The 18,994-nt window shown below is 73.3% G+C and carries 14 protein-coding genes; 7 read left to right on the top strand and 7 right to left on the bottom strand.

The window, feature by feature from the left end; all coding sequences use genetic code 11:
• Window positions 1-59: 59 nt before the first annotated feature.
• Complete coding sequence (locus tag IE248_RS00645; protein ID WP_073798382.1) at window positions 60-1,490, top strand: sugar porter family MFS transporter; 1,431 nt, start codon at window positions 60-62, stop codon at window positions 1,488-1,490.
• A 49-nt stretch (window positions 1,491-1,539) separates the two neighbouring features.
• On the opposite strand, the gene IE248_RS00640 is transcribed toward IE248_RS00645, so the two are convergent.
• Both IE248_RS00640 and IE248_RS00635 read right to left on the bottom strand, forming a co-directional pair.
• Window positions 1,540-2,526 (bottom strand): LLM class flavin-dependent oxidoreductase, encoded by a 987-nt coding sequence (locus tag IE248_RS00640; RefSeq protein WP_190029775.1) that lies wholly within the window; start codon window positions 2,524-2,526, stop codon window positions 1,540-1,542.
• 63 nt (window positions 2,527-2,589) lie between these two features.
• Window positions 2,590-4,050 (bottom strand): cytosine permease, encoded by a 1,461-nt coding sequence (locus tag IE248_RS00635; RefSeq protein ID WP_190029774.1) that lies wholly within the window; start codon window positions 4,048-4,050, stop codon window positions 2,590-2,592.
• Window positions 4,051-4,205: 155 nt separating this feature from the next.
• Here IE248_RS00635 and ftsY point away from each other — a divergent pair, with 155 nt between their 5' ends.
• Window positions 4,206-5,423, top strand: a complete 1,218-nt coding sequence (gene ftsY, locus IE248_RS00630) for a signal recognition particle-docking protein FtsY (RefSeq protein WP_037792132.1) — start codon at window positions 4,206-4,208, stop codon at window positions 5,421-5,423.
• Between the two features lie 87 nt (window positions 5,424-5,510).
• Here the strand turns inward: ftsY and IE248_RS00625 are convergent, their stop codons facing one another.
• Window positions 5,511-6,179, bottom strand: coding sequence for a bifunctional DNA primase/polymerase (locus IE248_RS00625; RefSeq protein ID WP_073798463.1), 669 nt, complete (start codon window positions 6,177-6,179; stop codon window positions 5,511-5,513).
• Window positions 6,180-6,574: 395 nt separating this feature from the next.
• Between IE248_RS00625 and nsdA the strand changes: the two genes are divergently transcribed.
• From nsdA to ffh, 5 genes are all read left to right on the top strand, one after another.
• Window positions 6,575-8,101 (top strand): transcriptional repressor NsdA, encoded by a 1,527-nt coding sequence (nsdA, locus tag IE248_RS00620; protein ID WP_373301440.1) that lies wholly within the window; start codon window positions 6,575-6,577, stop codon window positions 8,099-8,101.
• 324 nt (window positions 8,102-8,425) lie between these two features.
• A complete protein-coding gene (locus IE248_RS00615) occupies window positions 8,426-9,772 on the top strand; it encodes an ammonium transporter (RefSeq protein WP_073798385.1) in 1,347 nt (448 codons plus the stop codon).
• Entirely contained in the window at window positions 9,769-10,107 is a 339-nt protein-coding gene (locus tag IE248_RS00610) for a P-II family nitrogen regulator (protein WP_008739954.1), read from the top strand. The genes IE248_RS00615 and IE248_RS00610 overlap by 4 nt, the downstream gene beginning before the upstream one ends.
• A 17-nt stretch (window positions 10,108-10,124) precedes the next feature.
• Window positions 10,125-12,563 (top strand): [protein-PII] uridylyltransferase, encoded by a 2,439-nt coding sequence (locus tag IE248_RS00605; protein WP_190029773.1) that lies wholly within the window; start codon window positions 10,125-10,127, stop codon window positions 12,561-12,563.
• A gap of 164 nt (window positions 12,564-12,727) precedes the next feature.
• Window positions 12,728-14,296 (top strand): signal recognition particle protein, encoded by a 1,569-nt coding sequence (gene ffh / locus IE248_RS00600; RefSeq protein WP_190029772.1) that lies wholly within the window; start codon window positions 12,728-12,730, stop codon window positions 14,294-14,296.
• On the opposite strand, the gene IE248_RS00595 is transcribed toward ffh, so the two are convergent.
• The 4 genes from IE248_RS00595 to IE248_RS00580 are packed head-to-tail and all read right to left on the bottom strand — an operon-like array spanning window position 14,286 to window position 18,989.
• A complete protein-coding gene (locus tag IE248_RS00595) occupies window positions 14,286-15,509 on the bottom strand; it encodes an alanine racemase (RefSeq protein WP_190029771.1) in 1,224 nt (407 codons plus the stop codon). The genes ffh and IE248_RS00595 overlap by 11 nt on opposite strands.
• Window positions 15,509-16,648, bottom strand: coding sequence for an aminotransferase class V-fold PLP-dependent enzyme (locus IE248_RS00590; RefSeq protein ID WP_373301439.1), 1,140 nt, complete (start codon window positions 16,646-16,648; stop codon window positions 15,509-15,511). Before IE248_RS00590 ends, IE248_RS00595 begins: the two co-directional genes overlap by 1 nt.
• A complete protein-coding gene (locus IE248_RS00585; RefSeq protein WP_190029770.1) occupies window positions 16,645-17,622 on the bottom strand; it encodes a phosphotriesterase family protein in 978 nt (325 codons plus the stop codon). The genes IE248_RS00590 and IE248_RS00585 overlap by 4 nt, the downstream gene beginning before the upstream one ends.
• Window positions 17,619-18,989, bottom strand: coding sequence for a YhfT family protein (locus IE248_RS00580; protein WP_190029769.1), 1,371 nt, complete (start codon window positions 18,987-18,989; stop codon window positions 17,619-17,621). The genes IE248_RS00585 and IE248_RS00580 overlap by 4 nt, the downstream gene beginning before the upstream one ends.
• Window positions 18,990-18,994: the final 5 nt, after the last annotated feature.

The raw sequence follows: 18,994 nt of genomic DNA, 5'->3' as shown, positions 1-18,994 counted from the left end.
ACGAGCAACGACGAAATCCCCACACCGCCCGCCGTCGCCGCCGGGCCCAGGAGCGAACCTTGACCAGCACAGCGAACGCACCCGCGTCGGGCGGTGGAAGTGCGGCCCAGCCCGACCACCTCGGCCACGTCATCTTCATCACCGCGGCCGCTGCCATGGGCGGCTTCCTCTTCGGTTACGACAGCTCCGTCATCAACGGCGCCGTCGTCGCCATCCGCGAGCGCTTCGACGTCGGCTCGGCGGCACTCGCCCAGGTGATCGCCGCCGCCCTGATCGGCTGCGCCTTCGGCGCGGCCACGGCCGGCCGCATCGCCGACCGGATCGGCCGAATCCGCTGCATGCAGATCGCGGCCGCCCTGTTCACCGCGAGCGCCATCGGCTCCGCCCTCCCGTTCGCCCTCTGGGACCTCGCCATGTGGCGGGTCGTCGGCGGCTTCGGCATCGGCATGGCCTCGGTCATCGGCCCCGCCTACATCGCCGAGGTCTCCCCGCCCGCCTACCGCGGCCGGCTGGCCTCCTTCCAGCAGGCGGCCATCGTCATCGGCATCGCCGTCTCCCAGCTGGTCAACTGGGGCATCCTCAACCTCGCCGACGGCGACCAGCGCGGCGAGATCGGCGGCCTGGAAGCCTGGCAGTGGATGCTCGGCGTGATGGTCGTCCCGGCCGTGCTCTACGGCCTGCTGTCCTTCGTCATCCCCGAGTCCCCGCGCTTCCTCGTCTCGGTCGGCCGTACGGACAAGGCCAAGGAGGTCCTGCGCGAGGTCGAGGGCTCGGGCATCGACGCCGACGCCCGCGTCCGCGAGATCGACCGATCCATGCGCTCCGAGCACAAGTCCACCTTCAAGGACCTGCTCGGCGGCCGCTTCGGCTTCCTGCCCATCGTCTGGATCGGCATCGGCCTCTCGGTCTTCCAGCAGCTGGTCGGCATCAACGTGATCTTCTACTACAGCTCCTCGCTGTGGCAGTCGGTCGGCATCGACCCGAGCGCCTCGTTCCTGTACTCCTTCGAGACCTCCGTCGTGAACATCGTCGGCACCGTGATCGCGATGATCTTCGTGGACCGGATCGGCCGCAAGCCGCTCGCCCTCATCGGCTCCGTCGGCATGGCGCTGTCCCTGGGCGCCGCCGCCTGGGCCTTCTCCTTCAAGACCGGGACCGGCGACAACATCTCCCTGCCGGACACCCAGGGCGTCGTCGCCCTGGTCGCGGCCAACCTCTTCGTCCTCTTCTTCGCGCTCTCCTGGGGCGTGGTGGTCTGGGTGCTGCTCGGCGAGATGTTCCCCGGCCGCATCCGCGCCGCCGCCCTCGGTGTGGCCGCCGCCGCCCAGTGGATCGCCAACTGGGTCATCACCGTCTCGTTCCCGTCGCTCTCCGACTGGAACCTCTCGGGCGCCTACATGATCTACACGTTCTTCGCCCTGCTCTCGATCCCCTTCATCCTCAAGTGGGTGCCGGAGACCAAGGGCAAGGCGTTGGAGGAGATGGGGTAACCACCCCCGCCAACACCCCCTCTCCTCTTACGACAGGTGCTGCCCCCGCTCATTCCCTGAGCCGGGGCAGCACCTGTTCGCACAGCAGCTGGAGGCTGCGCCAGCCCTCGTCGACCGGCATCCCGCCGCACAGCGGGTGCAGGACCAGGTTCCCCGCCTCGCCGGCGCCCCGGGCGTACGCGAGGGCCTCCGCCGGGGTCAGCACCCGGTACACGCCCTCCGCGCGCAGCTCCGCTACCGTCCGCGCGCCGGACCGCACCGCGCTGCGGATGTCCTTGGACTGCCAGGAGGCGTACGTCCCGGCCTCGTGCAGGAACCGGTCGCCGTACTCGGCCCAGACCCGGTCCGGGTCCTCCGCGATGTGCAGCAGCGGGGTCTCGGCGGCGGGCATCATGCAGAAGCCCTCCGTCCCGTGCTCCGCGAGCTGCTCCCCGTAGTACGCCTCCAGCTCGGGCAGGTGTGCGCTCGGGAAGAACGGCAGCCCCAGCCGGGCCGCGCGGCGGGCGGCCGCCCGGGAGCTGCCGCCGACCAGCAGCAGCGGGTGCGGGCGGGTGAACGGGACCGGGGTGACCCGTACCGTACGGCCCCGGAACTCGAAGGGCTCGCCGGTCCACGCCTTCAGCAGGGTCTCCAGCAGCTCGTCCTGGAGCCGGCCGCGCCGGCCCCACTCCACGCCGTGCTGCTCGTACTCCTCGGGCCGGTAGCCGATGCCCGCGACCGTGACGAGGCGGCCGCCGCTGAGCAGGTCGAGGACGGCGACGTCCTCGGCGACCTTCAGCGGGTCGTACAGCGGGCTGATGATCGCCGAGACGGTGACGGCGATCCGCCGGGTCGCGCCGAAGACCGCGCCCGCGAAGGCGAACGGCGAGGGCAGCCAGTTGTTGGCGGTGCCGTGGTGCTCCTCGGTCTGGACCGTGTCGACGCCGCGGTCGTCCGCGTAGCGTGCCATCTCCAGCGCGGCCCGGTAGCGGGCGGAGAGCGTCTCGGGGGTGCCGTGCGGGTCGACGAGATTGAACCGGGCCACGGTGATGGGCATGGAGGAGTCCCCCTTCGCCGGATGTGGGTGGACGGGCGAAGGGGGACGTTAGCTGACGTTGCGTCAGTTGCCCAGGGATCCCGTGAGCGCCGGCTCCTCGGACGGGTCCGCGGACCCGGGAGCGGGGACGGTGCGGGGGAGCAGCGCGTAGAGGACGGCGGAGGTGAGGATGCCGGCCGCCCAGCCCAGGCCGTTGCGCCCGATCCAGGTCGAGGCGAGCGGGCCGCCGAACCAGTCGACCTTGGTGAACAGCAGGCCCACCACCAGGGCCATCCCCCAGGCGGTCATGGCCTGCCAGGCGAAGCCGCCCCGGTACCAGTAGGCACTGGAGGGGGTGGTGTCCAGCAGCGCGGCGCCGTCGTAGGCCGTGCGGCGGAGCATGTCCACGCCGAAGACCCCGATCCACGCGGAGAACGCCACCGCCAGCAGGGTCAGGAACGAGATGAACGAGCCGAAGAAGCTGGTCGCCACCACCATCAGCAGGAAACCGAAGACCAGGCTGATGACGGCGTTGACGCTGACCGCCCACGCGCGCGGGACCTTGATGCCCAGGGTCTGCGCCGTGAACCCGGCGGAGTACATCGACATCGAGTTGATCAGCAGCATGCCGACCAGGGCGATCAACAGGTACGGCACCGCGAGCCAGGTCGGCAGCAGCTCGCCGATGAAGGAGACCGGGTCCTGCGCGGTCGCCAGGTCGGGCGTGCCGACGGCCATCACCGCGCCCATCAGCACCATCGGCAGGACGACCACGCTCGCGCCGCCGATCGTCGCGCCGACCACACCCCGGGAGGAGGCGGTGCGCGGCAGGTAGCGGGTGAAGTCCGGACCGGACGGAACCCAGCTGATGCCGCCCGCCGCGATCGTGCCGATGCCCGCGATCATCATCGCCGTGGAGCCGGCCGGCTTGCCGAAGACGTCCGACCAGTCCGTGGTGGCCACCAGATAGCCGAGCACGAGCACGCTGAACCCGCCGAACAGGTACGTCGACCACTTCGAGCAGACGCGCAGCGCGTTGATGCCGAGCCCCGACACCACGAAGGTGCAGGTGACGAAGAACAGCAGCGTGACCACGATCAGCGGGGTGTTCTTCCTGACGCCGAAGAGCAGGTCCAGGACGGTCAGCACCGCGTAGGCGCCGCTGACCGCGTTGATGGTCTCCCAGCCCCAGCGGGCCACCCAGATCAGCGCGCCCGGGAAGAGGTTGCCGCGCTGCCCGAAGACCGCCCGGGAGAGCGCCATGCCGGGCGCGCCGCCGCGCTTGCCGGCAATCGAGATCAGCCCGACGAGCCCGTAGGACACGACGGGCGCGGCGATCGCGACGACCAGCACCTGCCAGATGTTGAGCTTGTTGAAGATCACCAGACCCGCGCCCATGGTGAGCAGCAGCACGCTGATGTTGGCGGCGACCCAGGTGGGTACGAGCTCACGGACCCGGCCGTCGCGCTCGGCGTCCGGTACGGGCTCAAGCCCGCGGGTCTCTATCGCGGCGTCCACCGCTCCGTCGGCGGGCTCGGCAGGCATGCGGTTCTCCGGGGGACGCGGTCAGGGGGAAGTCGCCCATCATCATGGATGTGCCGCTAAAACCACAAATGGCGGCGTACGGCACGATCGCCATCGCCGGGAGCCACCGCCGAGGTCCCTGCTCCGCGGCGGCCGTGGCCGATACTGGACGGGTTATGGACATCCTCATCCTTGCTGTAGTCATCGCCCTGGTCGCGGTCGGCGCGATCAGCGGGCTCGTGGTCAGCAGCCGCAAGAAGAAGCAGCTGCCGCCGACGGCGCCGCCCAGTACGCCGACCATCACTGCCCCGCCCGCCGAACCGCAGGTGGGGGAGGACGCCGCACCGACGGCCCAAGAGCCGCGCCGCACGATCGAGGAGGTCGGACTTCCCGAGGCGGAGGTCGCGGAACCCGCCGCCCCGCCGGTCGCCGAGCCCGAGGCGCCCGCCGCCCCCGAGATCGAGGTGCCCGAGCCCACGGCCGGCCGTCTCGTCCGGCTGCGCGCCCGCCTCGCCCGGTCGCAGAACTCGCTGGGCAAGGGGCTGCTCACGCTGCTCTCCCGCGAGCACCTCGACGAGGACACCTGGGAGGAGATCGAGGAGACCCTCCTCATCGCCGACGTCGGTGTCGTACCGACCCAGGAGCTGGTGGACCGGCTCCGCGACCGGGTCAAGGTGCTCGGCACCCGCACCCCGGCGGACCTGCGGGCCCTGCTGAAGGAGGAGCTGCTGACTCTGGTCGGCACCGACTTCGACCGCGCCGTGAAGACCGAGGGCGGCGCCGACACCCCGGGCGTCGTGATGGTCGTCGGCGTCAACGGCACCGGCAAGACCACCACCACCGGCAAGCTGGCGCGCGTGCTCGTAGCCGACGGTCGCAGCGTGGTGCTCGGCGCGGCCGACACCTTCCGGGCCGCCGCCGCCGACCAGCTCCAGACCTGGGGCGACCGGGTCGGCGCGCGCACCGTACGCGGCCCCGAGGGCGGCGACCCGGCCTCGATCGCCTACGACGCGGTCAAGGAGGGCATCGCCGAGGGAGCCGACGTGGTGCTCATCGACACCGCCGGCCGCCTGCACACCAAGACCGGGCTCATGGACGAGCTCGGCAAGGTCAAGCGCGTCGTCGAGAAGCACGGCCCGCTGGACGAGGTCCTGCTGGTCCTGGACGCCACCACCGGGCAGAACGGCCTGACCCAGGCCCGCGTGTTCGCCGAGGTCGTGGACATCACCGGCATCGTGCTGACCAAGCTCGACGGCACCGCCAAGGGCGGCATCGTCGTGGCCGTCCAGCGCGAGCTCGGCGTCCCGGTGAAGCTGATCGGTCTCGGCGAGGGCGCCGACGACCTGGCCCCGTTCGAGCCGGAGGCGTTCGTGGACGCCCTGATCGGCGACTGAGCGCGCCGTCCCGAAGACGAGTGAGTGCCCCGTGTCCGGCCGGACACGGGGCACTCGTCCGTTACGGGGCGCAGCCGCAGGGACCGGCTAGCGGCGGAAGCGGTGGCAGAGGTACGCCAGGGTGCCGAGCAGCAGCCGGGCCTGCGGGGGGCCGCCCGCCGAGTCGAGCGCCGGCGGCCGCAGCCAGCTGACCGGACCGAGCCCCGCGAAGTCGGAGGGCGGGGCGGTGACGTACGCCCCGGGGCCCAGCGCGCGCAGGTCGAGGTCCGCGTCGTCCCAGCCCATCCGGTACAGCAGCTGCGGCAGCTCGGCCGCGGCGCCGGGGGCCACGAAGAACTGGGCCCGGCCGTCCGGGGTCGCGGTGACCGGCCCCAGCGGCAGGCCCATCCGCTCCAGCCGCACCAGCGCGCGCCGGCCGGCCTCCGCGGAGACCTCGATGACGTCGAAGGCGCGGCCCGCCGGGAGGAGCACCGCCGCGCCGGGGTACTCGCCCCAGGCCTCGGTGACCTCGTCGAGGGTGGCCCCGGCCTTGACGGTCGGAGCGAAGTCCAGCGGATGCGCCCCGGGCGCGCTGCAATTCGTATGACCGCAGGAGCACTGGCGGGCGGGGGCCGCGGCGCGGGCGCCCGGGACCGCGTCCCAGCCCCACAGCCCGGTGTACTCCGCCACCGCCGTGCACTCCGACGTCCGGCCGCGGCGCCGAGCGCCGGAACGGAATTCCCTGGTGCTGCGACTGCCGCCGATCGTGAAGCCCATGCCCATGCCCCCTCCAACGGGTCGGACGCGCCGGTGGTTACGACGTAGGCGCGACCGGATGGGAGCCGGGCGCCGAGCGACCCCCGCCCGGCGCACTCCTCGCCGCGCGCGCCCCGGCGCACTCCTGTCCACCCGATTGATTTCGCCTAGGTGTCAAGTGAATCGCGCCTGGCCGGTGGCTAGTTCATTCGAAGGGGTGGCGAATGGTGGCGTTTCTGGAATCGACCTCGCGGTGGAGGTGATCGTAGGATTACTTTCAGTGCACGAACCCGGAAGGCGTATCGAGCGTGGGTATGCCGGAGGCAATCGGTGGAGGACCTGTGAAGGTCCCAGGCGGCGCGGGCCGCCCCGGCCAGGGTTCCGTGTGAAGAAGCTGAGCGGATGGGGGCGTTCCTGTGGGCGGCAACGGCGCAAGCGGAACGAGTGCGGAGTCCGAAGTGTCGTCCGAGTCGGAAGTGCCGCCGGGGACCGCCGACCGCAACGAACAACTGACGTCGTGGTTCGTGCGCAGCGGCTGGTCCAAGGGCGAACTCGCCCGCCAGGTGAACCGCCGCGCCCGCCAGATGGGCGCCCACCACATCAGCACGGACACCTCCCGGGTGCGCCGCTGGCTCGACGGCGAACAGCCCCGCGAACCCGTCCCGCGGATCCTCTCCGAGCTGTTCTCCGAACGCTTCGGCTCCGTCGTCGCCATCGAACAGCTCGGCCTGCGCACCGCCCACCAGACCCCCTCGGTCTCCGGCGTGGACCTGCCCTGGGCCGGACCCCAGACCGTCGAGCTGCTCGGCGAGTTCTCCCGCAGCGACCTGATGCTGGCCCGGCGCGGGTTCCTCGGGACCTCGCTCGCCCTCTCCGCCGGCCCCGCCCTCATCGAGCCCATGCAGCGCTGGCTCGTCCCGGTCCCGGCCGCCGACCCCGGATCGCGCACCGGGGGCGGGCCGGCGGGCGCCTCCGGGCACCGCCCCCCGCGGCTGTCCGGCCCGGAGCTCGACCTCCTCGAAGCCACCACCGTGATGTTCCGCCAGTGGGACGCCCAGTGCGGCGGCGGACTGCGCCGCAAGGCCGTCGTGGGCCAGCTCCACGAGGTCACCGACCTGCTCCAGGAGAACCACCCGGCCCCGGTCATGAAGCGGCTCTTCAAGGTCGCCGCCGAGCTCTCCGAACTGGCCGGCTGGATGAGCTACGACATCGGCCTGCACCCGACCGCGCAGAAGTACTTCGTCCTCGCCCTGCACGCCGCCAAGGAGGCCGGGGACAAGCCGCTGGGCTCGTACATCCTCTCCAACATGAGCCGCCAGATGATCCACCTCGGCCGCCCCGAGGACGCCCTGGAACTCATCCACCTCGCCCAGTACGGCAGCCGCGACTGCGCGGGCCCCCGCACCCAGGCCATGCTGTATGCGATGGAGGCCCGCGCCTACGCCAACATGGGCCAGCCCAGCCGCTGCAAGCGGGCCGTCCGGATGGCCGAGGACACCTTCGGAGACCTCGCCTTCGGCAGCGAGCCCGAGCCCGACTGGATCCGGTTCTTCTCCGAGGCCGAGCTCAACGGCGAGAACTCCCACTCGTACCGCGATCTGGCCTACGTGGCCGGGCGCAGCCCCACCTACGCCTCCCTCGCAGAACCCGTGATGGCGCGGGCCGTGGAACTCTTCGAGAAGGACGAGGAGCACCAGCGCTCCTACGCCCTCAACCTCATCGGCATGGCCACCGTCCACCTGCTCCAGCGGGAGCCCGAGCAGGCCACCGTCCTCGTCGGACGCGCGCTTGACGTGGCCGGAAAGGTGCGGTCCGAAAGGGTGAACACCCGGCTGCGCAAGACCGTGGACACCGCCGCGCGTGAGTACGGCGACGTCGCCGAGGTGGTCCGGCTGACCGACCACCTCGCCTCCCGGCTCCCCGAGGCCGCGGAGGCCGTCTGACGGCCCTGTGGGCCGCCCCCAAGGCGCCGGCCGCGGCAGTCCACCCCGTGAAGCCCGATCAGGCTCCCCCAGCCAGGTCTCCCAGGGTGCTGCCGCGGCCGGTCCCGTGAACGACCCGTTCATGGACGCGTAACACGTACGTCCTCTTCGTCATCGGCGCGAAACACGCAGCGGCGCCGCCGGAAACCGGCCTGCGCGAATCTCAGGGCCAATAACCGGCCAGTCCCCAGGCGGGGCCACCCCCACCCCCAGGCCCCACGCCTTGCGCCGCTCAGGTTTTCACGCTCGCCCGCACGCGAACGTACCGACGACGAGGAGACGCCGATGGCATCAGCCATCACGACCCTCGCGGCAGACGCCCCGACGCTGTCTGCCGCGAACACCGGGTTCATGCTCATCTGCTCCGCCCTGGTCATGCTGATGACCCCGGGACTCGCCTTCTTCTACGGAGGCATGGTCCGCGTCAAGAGCAGCCTCAACATGCTGATGATGAGCTTCATCAGCCTCGGGATCGTCACGATCCTCTGGGTCCTCTACGGGTTCAGCCTCGCCTTCGGCACCGACTCCGGCTCCCTCATCGGCTGGAACTCCGACTACGTCGGCCTCAGCGGCATCGGCATCACCGAGCTGTGGGACGGCTACACCATCCCGGTGTACGTCTTCGCCGTCTTCCAGCTGATGTTCGCCGTCATCACCCCCGCCCTGATCAGCGGCGCCCTCGCCGACCGCGTCAAATTCAGCGCCTGGGCCCTGTTCACGGCCCTCTGGGTCACCGTCGTCTACTTCCCCGTCGCCCACTGGGTCTGGGGCGCCGGCGGCTGGCTCTTCGAACTCGGCGTGATCGACTTCGCGGGCGGCACCGCCGTCCACATCAACGCGGGCGCGGCGGCCCTCGGCGTCATCCTGGTCATCGGCAAGCGCGTCGGCTTCAAGAAGGACCTGATGCGCCCGCACAGCCTCCCCCTCGTGATGCTGGGCGCCGGACTGCTCTGGTTCGGCTGGTTCGGCTTCAACGCGGGCTCCTGGCTCGGCAACGACGACGGCGTCGGCGCGGTCATGTTCGTCAACACCCAGGTCGCCACCGCCGCCGCCATGCTCGCCTGGCTCGGCTACGAGAAGCTGCGCCACGGCTCCTTCACCACCCTCGGCGCAGCCTCCGGCGCCGTCGCCGGCCTCGTCGCGATCACCCCCTCCGGCGGATCCTGCTCCCCGCTCGGCGCGATCGCCATCGGCGCCATCGCCGGTGTCGTCTGCGCCATGGCCGTCGGCCTCAAGTACAAGTTCAACTTCGACGACTCCCTCGACGTGGTCGGCGTCCACCTCGTCGGTGGTGTCCTCGGCTCCCTCCTCGTCGGCTTCTTCGCCACCGGAGGCGTCCAGTCCGACGCGGCCGGCCTCTTCTACGGCGGCGGCCTGGCACAGCTCGGCAAGCAGGCCATCGGAGTCTTCGCCGTCCTCGCCTACTCTCTGGTCGCGTCCGCGCTGCTCGCCTTCCTCCTCGACAAGACGATCGGGATGCGGGTCACCGAGGACGACGAGGTCTCCGGCATCGACCAGGTCGAGCACGCCGAGACCGCCTACGACTTCAGCGGAGCCGGTGGCGGCGCCTCCTCCCGGAGCACCGCCGTCCCCGTGTCCGTCGCCGCCGCGAGCAAGAAGGTTGACGCATGAAGCTGATCACCGCGATCGTGAAGCCGCACCGCCTGGACGAGATCAAGGACGCCCTCCAGACGTTCGGGGTCCAGGGCCTCACGGTCACCGAGGCCAGCGGCTACGGCCGCCAGCGCGGCCACACCGAGGTCTACCGCGGCGCCGAGTACACCGTGGACCTCGTGCCGAAGATCCGCATCGAGGTGCTCGTCGACGACGACGCGGCCGACGACGTCATGGATGTCATCGTTTCCGCCGCCCACACCGGCAAGATCGGTGACGGCAAGGTGTGGAGCGTCTCCGTGGACTCGGTCGTCCGGGTCCGTACCGGCGAGCGCGGCGCCGAAGCGCTCTAGGCGACGGGAGCCACCGGGTGACGAGCGTCGAGAACACGACCACGGATCCGACCGGTCCGGCCGATCCGACCGGCCCCGGCGGCTACGCCGCGGCCCGGCTGCGACTCCTCCAGGAGGAGTCGCGGTCCGGGCCCTCCCGGCGTTCCGCCCTGGCCGCACTGACCGACGACTGGCTGGGCGCGCTGTTCGCGGCCGCCGTACGGGAAACCGGCGTACGGGGTGCGGCCCTGGTCGCCGTCGGCGGCTACGGGCGGGGCGAGCTCTCCCCGCGCAGCGACCTCGACCTGCTGCTGCTCCACGACGGCAAGGCCGGACCGCGGGCGCTGAGCGCGCTCGCCGACCGGCTCTGGTACCCCGTCTGGGACCTGGGCGTGGCCCTGGACCACTCGGTACGGACCCCCGCCGAGGCGCGCAAGACCGCCTCCGAGGACCTCAAGGTGCACCTCGGGCTGCTCGACGCACGGCCCGTCGCCGGTGACGCGGGGCTCCTCGCCGCCCTGCGGACCTCCGTACTGGCCGACTGGCGCAACCAGGCCGCCAAACGGCTGCCGCAGCTGCACGCCCTGTGCCGGGAGCGGGCCGAGCGGTCCGGGGAGCTGCGGTTCCTGCTGGAACCCGACCTCAAGGAGGCCCGCGGCGGGCTCCGGGACGCCACCGCCCTGCGGGCCGTCGCCGCCTCCTGGCTCGCCGACGCCCCGCGCGAGGGACTGGCCGAGGCCCGGCGCCGGCTCCTGGACACCCGGGACGCGCTGCACCTGGTGACGGGCCGGGCGACCGACCGGCTCTCGCTCCAGGAGCAGGACCAGGTCGCCGCCCGGCTCGGGCTGCTGGACGCCGACGCGCTGCTGCGGGAGGTGTACGAGGCCGCCCGGGTCGTCTCGTACGCCGGTGACGTGACCTGGCGGGAGGTCGGGCGGGTGCTGCGCGCCCGGGCGGCCCGGCCGAGGCTGCGCGGGCTGCTGGGCGCCCGGGGACAGGCGGCGGCCGAGCGGGCGCCGCTCGCCGAGGGGGTCGTGGAGTCCGAGGGGGAGGCCGTGCTGGCCCTGGCGGCCCGGCCCGACCGGGATCCGGTGCTGCCGCTGCGGTTCGGGGCGGCGGCCGCGCAGGCGGGCGTGCCGGTGTCGCTGCACGCCGTACGGCGCCTCGCGGCGCAGGCGAAGCCGCTCCCGGTGCCGTGGCCGGCGGAGGCGCGGGAGCAGCTGGTGACCCTGCTGGGGGCGGGGGAGCCGACGGTCGTGGTGTGGGAGGCGATGGAGGCCGAGGGTCTGATCACGCGGCTGCTGCCCGACTGGGAGCGGGTGCGGTGCCGCCCGCAGCGCAACCCCGTGCACACCTGGACGGTCGACCGGCACCTGGTCGAGACGGCGGTACGGGCCTCCGCGCTGACCCGCCGGGTGAGCCGGCCGGACCTGCTGCTGATGGCGGCCCTGCTGCACGACATCGGCAAGGGCTGGCCCGGGGACCACGCGGTGGCGGGCGAGACCATCGCGCGCGACGTGGCGCAGCGGATGGGCTTCGACGCGCGGGACGTCACCGTGCTGGGCGTCCTCGTACGGCACCACCTGCTGCTGATCGACACCGCCACCCGGCGCGACCTCGACGACCCGGCGACCGTGCGGTCGGTCGCGGAGGCGGTGGGATCACCGGGGACGCTGGAGATACTGCACGCCCTGACGGAGGCGGACGCGCTGGCCACCGGCCCGGCGGCGTGGAGCGCGTGGCGCGGCTCGCTGGTGGCGGACCTGGTGGCGCGGGTGGCGTCGGTCCTGCGGGGCGCGGCCCCGCCGGCCTCGGAGGCCGAGATCCCCTCGACGGAGCAGGAACGCCTGGCGGTGGAGGCGCTGCGCACCGGGGAGCCGGTGCTGGCGCTGCACGCCCGCCAGGAGGAGGACGTGGTCGGGGTCGAGCTGGTCGTCGCCGTCCCCGACCAGCCGGGGGTCCTCCCGGCGGTCGCGGGCGTCCTGGCGCTGCACCGGCTCACCGTCCGCGCCGCCGACCTGCGCTCGCTGGAGCTCCCGGACCGGCTGGGCGAGGTGCTGGTGCTGCGGTGGCGGGTGGCCGCCGAGTACGGGGCGCTGCCGGAGGGGGCCCGGCTGCGGACGGACCTGATCCGGGCGCTGGACGGCTCGCTGGACGTCCCGGCGAAGCTGGCGGACCGGGAGGCGGCCTACCCGCGCCGGCGGGGCGTCGTCCCGCCGCCGCCGCGGGTGACGGTGGTCCCGGACGTGTCCTCGCTGGCCACGGTCCTGGAGGTGCGCGCCCCGGACGCGGTGGGGCTGCTGCACCGGATCGGGCGGGCGCTGGAATCCGCCCGGGTCCGCGTGCGCAGCGCGCACGTCTCGACCCTCGGCGCCAACGCGGTCGACTCCCTGTACGTCGTCGACCCGGACGGCAAACCCCTCACCGCCCCGGCGGCCACCGCGCTGGCCGCGACCCTGGAAGCCGCCCTCCGCTGACCCGGGGCCCGGCCCCGCGCGGCGGCGGCCGTCGCGCGGGGGCCGGGGGCGGGCCGGGCGCGGGCCGGGCTCAGGTCCGGGAACGGGCGGGTCCCCGGACAGGGGAAGGGCCCGATACCCTGGGGGGCGACCACACGCCCCCGACCCGAGGAATCGCGACCACCGTGTTCGATACGCTTTCCGACCGCCTCAGCGCGACCTTCAAGTCCCTCCGGGGCAAAGGTCGCCTCTCCGAGCAGGACATCGACGCTGCGGCGCGGGAAATCCGTATCGCCCTCCTTGAGGCCGACGTCGCCCTCCCGGTCGTCCGCTCCTTCATCGCGAACGTCAAGGAGCGCGCCCGCGGCGAAGAGGTCTCCAAGGCCCTGAACCCGGGCCAGCAGGTCCTCAAGATCGTCAACGACGAGCTCGTCTCGATCCTCGGCGGCGAGACCCGCCGCCTGCGCTTCGCGAAGACCGCGCCCACCGTGATCATGCTCGCGGGTCTCCAGGGTGCCGGTAAGACCACCCTCGCCGGCAAGCTCGGCCTGTGGCTGAAGGGGCAGGGCCACGCCCCGCTCCTCGTCGCCTGCGACCTCCAGCGCCCCAACGCCGTGAACCAGCTCAGCGTCGTCGCCGAGCGCGCCGGCGTGGCCGTCTACGCGCCCGCCCCCGGCAACGGCGTCGGTGACCCGGTCCAGGTCGCCAAGGACTCCATCGAGTACGCGCGCACCAAGCAGTACGACATCGTCATCGTCGACACCGCCGGCCGCCTCGGCATCGACCAGGAGCTGATGCGGCAGGCCGCGGACATCCGCGACGCCGTCAGCCCGGACGAGATCCTCTTCGTCGTCGACGCCATGATCGGCCAGGACGCGGTCAACACCGCCGAGGCCTTCCGCGACGGCGTCGGCTTCGACGGCGTCGTGCTCTCCAAGCTCGACGGCGACGCCCGGGGCGGTGCCGCGCTCTCCATCGCGCACGTCACCGGCAAGCAGATCATGTTCGCCTCGAACGGCGAGAAGCTCGACGAGTTCGACGCGTTCCACCCCGACCGCATGGCGGGCCGGATCCTCGACATGGGTGACATGCTCACCCTCATCGAGCAGGCCGAGAAGACCTTCAGCCAGGCCGAAGCCGAGAAGATGGCGGCCAAGCTGGCGAAGGGTCCCAAGGAGTTCACGCTCGACGACTTCCTGGCCCAGATGGAGCAGGTCCGCAAGATGGGCTCCATCTCCAAGCTCCTCGGCATGCTGCCGGGCATGGGTCAGATCAAGGACCAGATCAACAACATCGACGAGCGCGACGTGGACCGCATGGCGGCGATCATCAAGTCGATGACCCCGGCCGAGCGCCAGGACCCGCACCTCATCAACGGCTCGCGCCGCGCCCGTATCGCCAAGGGTTCCGGCGCCGAGGTCAGCGCCGTGAAGTCGCTCGTCGAGCGCTTCTTCGAGGCCCGCAAGATGATGTCCCGCATGGCTCAGGGCGGCGGGATGCCCGGCATGCCCGGCATCCCGGGCATGGGTGGCGGCCCCGGCCGGCAGAAGAAGCAGGTCAAGCAGGCCAAGGGCAAGCGCAAGAGCGGCAACCCGATGAAGCGCAAGGAAGAAGAGGCCGCTGCCGCCGCCCGGCGCGAGCAGGGCCCGCAGGCCGTGGAGCCCGCCGCCGGCAACCCGTTCGGGCTGCCCGCCGGCGGCCAGGGCGGCCAGGACTTCGACCTCCCGGACGAGTTCAAGAAGTTCATGAAGTAACCCGTGCGCGGGAAGGGCCCCGGTCGTCGTGACGGCCGGGGCCCTTCCCGTACGCCCGGCCGAGCGCGTCGTACTGCCCCACCAGCCGCGCCGACCCGCCGGACAGCCCGGAGACGACCGCGACGCGGCTACGGGTGACGAAGATCTGGGTGCGGAAGGCCAGGACCACCGTGTCCCCGGCCCGCACCCGCCCGGCGCCGGCCGCCGGGGCCGCGAGCAGGCGGTAGTAGTCGATGTTCCCGGGCGGGGCCTCCTCGACCGCGAGGCGGGCGCCGGTCCGCGCGAGCAGCGCGCCCCGGATCACCGCGCGCGGGTAGAACCCGCCCCCGTACACCGCCGGACGGCCGTCGGCGAGGGTGTGCGCCACCTCGGTCACGTACACGTACGCGGGCCGCTCCGGCTGCCGCAGGTCCACGGCGTGCAGCGGGGTCGTGCCCGTCAGGGCGTGCCCCGGCTCCCCGTGGGTGGCGCCGTGCTCCGCCAGCAGCGGCAGCGCGGCCACCGAGGTGGCGCCCGGCGCGCTCAGCTTCAGCCCCGTGTGCCCGCGCGCCGCCAGCGCCGCCCGCGCCGCGACCGCCCGCGCCAGGTTCGAGGTCGGCCCGGGCCGCCCCGAGACGGGGTCGCACACCACGCACGGGAACGCGGTCACCCCCGCGATCCGGATCCCCGGCAGCCGCTCCAGCCGCTCGGCACACCCCTCCAGCGCCTGCGGCGGTACGCCGCCCTCCTGCCCGGCGAACCCCGTCCCCGCGGCCGCCTCCAGCCGTACCAGCACGTCCTGTACGAAGCCCAGCGCGCGCGCCGCTTCGGAGACGGCCCGCGCGTTGTCGAGGTCGAACACCGTCACCGCCTCCGGGCGCCAGGCCAGCAGCTCCGGCAGTGCCCGGCGCGGGATCTGCACGAGGTGCCCCAGGTTCCCGGCCCGGACCCCGGCGGCCCGCAGCGCCCGCGCCTCGGCGGGGTCGATCGCGGCGAAGGCCGGCAGGTGCCGGGCGACGGCCCTGACCAGCTCGGGGCTGCGCCCGAACTGCTTGGCCACGCACCACAGTCCCAGCCCGTACCGCTGCGCCCCGGCGGCGAGCGCGGCCGCGTTGGCCTCGACGGCGTCCAGGTCCAGCACGTACGTGTCGGGCGGGATCACCCCCGCGCCGTGCAGGGCGGAGGCCGCCTCGACCAGCGCCGGATTGCGCCCGAGCACCGCGTCCAGGAACATCAGCGGCCGCCTTCCCGGTCCCGGCCCCGGCCGAGCCCGCCCCGGTCCAGCTCCACGAGCGAGCGGCGCAGGATCCCCAGGACCAGATCCGCCCCGGCCCGCATCGGGTTGATCCGCACCGCCCGGTCGGCGAGCTCGGGGGAGTCCTCCAGCGAGGAGGCCGACAACCGGTAGAACAGCGGGGCGATCTCGTACCGGGAATTGCACCCCACCGGATACGGCGCCGCCCCGAAACGGGCCGCGACGGCCGGCAGCTCCCGCGCCACCGGCCGCTCCAGGCGCACCAGCACGCACCGGTCCTGCGCGTTCGCGATCCGCACCTCCGCGACCCCCGGCACCTCCCCGGCCGCCAGCCGGGCGGCCACCTCCCACGTCACCTGGGACTGGAGCGCCCACATGACCGGGACGTGGGTGAGCGCCCGCAGCGCGTCCAGTGCCTGCTGCCCCTGGACCTGCCCGCCGCCGGAGTAGTTGTCGCGGCGGACCCGCCCGACCAGATCGCGGGCCCCGGCGACGACCCCGACCCCCTCGGGCCCGTGCAGCTTGAACAGGGAGAAGCAGGAGGCGTCGGCGCCCAGCTCCACCCCGCACGCCGGGACCCGCAGCACGGCGTAGTTGTCGTCCACGACCGTCCGCACCCCGGCGGCCGCGCAAGCGGCGAGCACCTCCCCCGGATCGTAGGAGTCCCCGAGCCGCTGGCGGGTGTGCTGCACGTAGGCGAAGCGGAACCGCCCGCCCGCCAGTGCCTCCTTGAGGTCGCGGGGCCGGTTGAAGTCGGCCTCCACGCACTGCACGCCCAGCCCCCGCAGGGTGACGGCCGTGCTCCGGTACACCGGCGCCCGGTGGATCAGCAGCGGTTCCCCGGCGCTCACCGCGGCGCCCAGGGCGGCCCGGATGGCGCCGGTCCCGGCGCCCTGCACCAGCGCGGCGTCCTCGGCCCCCAGGAACTCGGCGAGCACCGCCTCGACCCGGGCGGTCGTCCGGGGCCGCCCCAGCCCCGGGACCACCCCGGCGTCCGCCTCGAAGAGCTGCGGACCCTCGAAACGGGCGGCGACGCACTCCAGCAGCCGGAACTGGCGGGCCACCGCGTCCGTGAGCGGGATCGTGGCCAGCGGGAACGTCTCGGGAAGCCGTGTCACCGGCACTCCTCCTCCACGAGGCCGGCGTCGGCCTCGGCGCCGGTCAGGAACCGGAGCACATTGCGCCGGGTCATCAGGTCGATCAGGTCCTCGCCCACCCCCGCCGCCCGCAGCCGGGGCAGGAACGAGCGGAACAGGTGCCCGTACCCCTGCCCGCCGCGCGCCGACAGGTACGCGCGCCGGGAGACGTCGCAGCTCAGCAGCGCCCGGTCGGCGTACCCAGCCTCCAGCAGGGCGAGCAGCAGCCGCAGCCGTACGGCGTCGCTGCGGTAGTGCTCCTTGCCCACCGTGTCGAAGGCGACGTACGCCCCCGCCGCCGCCAGCTCCCGGTGCGCCGCGCGGTCGTCCAGCAGGTCCTGGTGCCCCACGCAGATCCGGTGCGGCGCCAGCCCGGCCCCGGTCAGCAGCTCCAGCTGGGCCCGGCCGCCCCGCCCCAGCCCGGCGTGCGTGGCCACCGAGAGCCCCGTCGCCGTGGCGGCCCGCGCGGCGGCCAGCAGCGAGCGGGCCTCGGGCTCGCTGGGCCGGTCGCCGTGGCTGCCGACCTCGCCGATGACCCCGGGGAGGATGCCGGTGGCGCCGATTCCGCCCTCGATCTCGGCGATCAGCGTCGCGGCGAGCTCCGCCACCTCCGCGCACCCGACCTCCGCCGGGTGGAACCCCTCGTGGTACCAGCCCGTGCCCGCCACCACCGGCACCGCGCAAGCCTGCGAGATCCGGGCCAGCGCCGCGGCGTCGCGGCCCATGCCCCGGCAGGTCAGCTCCACCACGAGGGAGAGCCCGAACTCCTCGCGCAGCGCGGTGAGCTCCGCGGTGACGGCGGGCCCGTCGGCCGCCGGGTCCAGGGCGGCGGCCCCGTCCCCCGCCCGGCGCAGGTCCAGGGCGAGGTGCTCGTGGGCCAGCGCGGGTCCCCGTACGGCCGTGGCCGCCAGCGGCCCCAGTACGGTCCGCAGCGTGCGCACGGCGACGGCCGTCATGCCGGACCTCCCGCCACCGGGGTGAACAGGCCCAGCCAGTACAGCCCGTTGAGCGCCACACCGCCGGCGAGGACGGCGGCCGGGGCGGCGGCCATCCTTACCACCGGCCGGCCCATCGCCTCGTTGAGCAGGTACAGCCCGCCGCAGATCAGGATGCCGAGCCCGCCGCCCATCGCGTTGGCGGCCATCAGCGAGCCGAAGAGGATGGCGAGCCCGAGCGCGTCCCCGATGGCCGCGCGCAGGTGCTCCGAACAGTCGCGGACGCTCGGCAGCCGGCCCAGCGCCCTGCCGATGGAGGACAGCGCGAGGACTTCGAGGGCGAAGACGAGGGCGCCGACGGCGGCCGCCACGAAGGGGTTCGGCAGCAGGTACCCGATCGGGTACACGAGGGTGAAGCCCGCGATCCCGTACGCGCCGGAGGCCAGGGCGGTCGTCGCGATCAGCGGGAGGAAGCCGAACACCCGGTAGAAGTCGACCTGCGCGGCCTCGGCGTACTGGCCCTTCGCGATGAGGAAGCTGGTCGCCTCGCCCCCGCCGAACACCTTCATCTGGGCGAGTGCGCAGACGCCCGCGCCGAGCGCCATGAACAGCGGCAGGTGACGCCGGAGCCGGGCCGCCCCGGAGCTGAACAGCGAGGCCATCGGATCCTCGGCGCCCGGGCCCATACCCACGCCCCCGGCCCCTTCCGCTGCCACGGTCCCCGGGGCCCGTGCGGTCCGCACGTCGGCGGCCACGGCGAAGCCGATCAGCATCAGCACGCCCACCGCCATGGCGGGCGCGCCCGCGAACACCCCCGGCCACACCCGCATCGTCAGGACCACCAGCCCCAGCGTCACGGCGCCCGTCAGAGCGCCCCGCAGCCGCCCGAACTGCTTGGTCACCGCGAGCGCCGGGAACAGCGCGAACAGGAACAGGATCGGCGTGGACATCTGGCGCATGGCCGTCAGGAAGTCGACCGGCAGCCCGTGCGCCAGCTCGTTCGCACCGCCCAGGCCGTAGACGACGACGGCGCCCCAGGCCGCGCCGAGCAGCGGGGCCAGCCAGCGGCGCGGGGCGAGGATGCCGAGCACGTCGGTCGGCAGGAACAGCAGCCAGGGGTTGAGCACCCCGGTGGACAGCGCCATCGGCGCCCCGAGCCCGAACACGAACCCGGCCGAGAGCCCGAAGGACACGGCGCCGGTCGCGTTGCGGGTGGCGCGCCCGTGGATGAAGTCGAGCATGAACGGGCGTACGCCGTCGTTGAAGACGGCCAGCGCCATGTGCGCGGCCCCCGCGGTCAGCGCGCACACCCCGACGACCAGCAGTTTCTGGGCCGGTGAGAAGTCCAGGCCGGCGGCGTCCGCGGCGGCGGCGAGGGCGGTGCCCACCAGGG

It is taken from the genome of Streptomyces goshikiensis (assembly GCF_014650555.1).
Taxonomy (GTDB): domain Bacteria; phylum Actinomycetota; class Actinomycetes; order Streptomycetales; family Streptomycetaceae; genus Streptomyces; species Streptomyces goshikiensis.
The sequence above is the reverse complement of the archived record's forward strand: the minus strand, read 5'-3'. Positions and strand labels throughout refer to the sequence as shown.